This window comes from Candidatus Thermoplasmatota archaeon (assembly GCA_018814355.1).
In the GTDB taxonomy this organism is placed as follows: Archaea; Thermoplasmatota; Thermoplasmata; order UBA10834; family UBA10834; genus COMBO-56-21.
Window position 1 is genome coordinate 1 of sequence record JAHIZT010000091.1, and the last position, 2029, is coordinate 2029.

Genomic DNA, 2029 nt, shown 5'->3' on the forward strand with positions numbered 1-2029 from the left:
CCGCATCCGGGCCCAGACGATGTCCCCCTCGACGCCCGCTCCGTCGGTTTCCCGACGGGTCCACCGAAGGCCGATTCCCTGTCGATCCCAGAGGGCGCGCTTCGTCGCCAGCAGGCGGGAGCGGTGAAACGCATCACGGTAGCTCCACTCCGCGTAGCCCCCGGCGACCGGATGACCGGCTCGAAGATCGACCGTCTGCCCCGACTGCTTTCCCCAGAGGTCCCGGCCTGCCGACTTCGAGCCGCCGTAGGCGCCCGCGAACAGGAACCTCTGTGCAAAAGTGGTCTTGCCGGAACCAGCACCGCCCGCAACGAGTATGACCGACGGGAACGGAAAGCCGCCTTCAATCATTTCGTCAAGACCCGGTATTCCGCTCTCTATCCGTGGGAACGGTGACTGCGCCATACTCACATCACATCCTTGCTTTTGATAATACTCTTGTCCACCTTGTCTATCTCGATCGATGTTCGGGACGCCGTCTCAACAGGCAACTCCACGGGCTCGCCCAACACGCTCACCCTCCTAATTACCATGTCTGGGCCGATTTCGATAGTCTTCTTTGAGAGCTCCGCTATGAACTTGAACAGGTCAGGGTGTTGGTCGCGGTCCATCAATAGTGCGGTCTGGATGCCCGCCGAGTGGACCGACTTCAAGACCTCCACATACTTCTGGAAGAAATTCTTGATGCTCTCCATGGTGTTGTACACCAGCAGCGTCGCGACATTGTCTATGATGACGAAGTCGACCTTGGACATGTCTATCTGCAGGCTGAGCGGGTCCGAGCACTGCTTCAGAAAGAAGTCGGGAAGAGTCTCGATGTGGAACGGCCCTTTCTGGAACTCTGGGGCTACAGCGCCGGCCTTCGTGTCAGCCGCGTGACTCGATATCACGTCCAGGAAAGTCAGGTTGGTCTGGTCCACGCCGTGGAGCTGCAACAGGTGAGACACGTACTGGTGTGGTCTGTCAATCGTGATTAGCAGCCCTCTCTGCTTCTTCTCATCGAGAAAAGCCTTCAACAGAACGAGGTTCACACGGACGAGATTGGTGTGCTTCGTGTTCACTAAGTAGATTAAGCTCCCAGCGTCGGTCTCGATCACAGAACTGACCGTGTGTGCAAGCTGGATGTCCTTCTCGTTCACGTGTCGCACCACCCGTCGAGCGTAACTATGGGGTGTGCTGCATATAAGTACATTGCCCGGACCATCAATGCGGATAATGGCCTGTCACAGAAGCCCCCTATTGCGCAAGCGAGCGCTGTGCTCGTCGGCCACCAATGAACCAGAATCTGCTTTGAAAGAACCTTGAAAAGAGGCCTTTCGCCAAGGCGAATCCAGCCTCCTTGCTGGGCATTATCAACGCCTGCCTTCGAAAAAGCCATTCGACCCGGACAATAGATAAGGAAATCCTTATGTATCAGACCGATGCCTGGGCATTGAGAATGAAAAGGAACAAGCATAACTTCTCTGGCATAAGGTGCTCCGCGTGCGGCAAGATGGCTGCGGTCAGCTCGCCCTCTCCGGTGTGCAACAGCTGCGGCGGCAGGCTCGATGTAATGATGGACCTCGAGAGAGTCAAGGAGGTCGTCACGAAGGAATCGATGGCGAACTCCAGGAACAGGGGCGTCTGGAAATATCAGCAGATGCTGCCCGTCATCAGTAGTGACGCCATCGTTAGCCTCGGCGAGGGCAACACGAGCCTCCTGCGCTCCAACATGCTCGCGGAGATCCTCGGGCTCAGGCGGTTGTACATCAAGGACGAGACCTCGAACCCATCCGGCGCGTTCATAGACAGGGGCATGACCGTGGACGTGTCCCGCGCGAAAGCGCTCGGGTTCAAAGCAGCCGCGTGTGGCTGGTCGGGCAACCTGGCGTCGAGCCTGGCCGCCTACTGCGCAAGGGGTGGTTTGAGATCAAGGGCGTACCTCCCGGGCCAGATAGACCTCGGAAAACTGTACCAGACGGTCGCTTACGGAGCGGAGATCGTGCCGTGTACCAGCCGGGAGGAGGCGTTTGAGCACCTGCGCAAGAAC

2 protein-coding genes and 1 pseudogene are annotated in these 2029 nt (G+C 58.0%); 1 reads left to right on the forward strand and 2 read right to left on the reverse strand.

Annotation, left to right across the window (positions count from 1 at the left end):
- Positions 1-243: 243 nt before the first annotated feature.
- Together KJ653_06625 and KJ653_06630 are read right to left on the reverse strand one after the other, a co-directional pair.
- Positions 244-405, reverse strand: a pseudogene (locus tag KJ653_06625) (ATPase).
- A gap of 2 nt (positions 406-407) precedes the next feature.
- Positions 408-1139: a hypothetical protein gene (locus KJ653_06630; protein MBU0685502.1), complete on the reverse strand. Its 732-nt coding sequence runs from the start codon at positions 1137-1139 to the stop codon at positions 408-410.
- 299 nt (positions 1140-1438) lie between these two features.
- On the opposite strand from KJ653_06630, the gene KJ653_06635 reads away from it, so the two are divergent.
- Positions 1439-2029 (forward strand): pyridoxal-phosphate dependent enzyme (locus tag KJ653_06635; protein ID MBU0685503.1); only part of this gene is annotated, 591 nt, incomplete at its 3' end.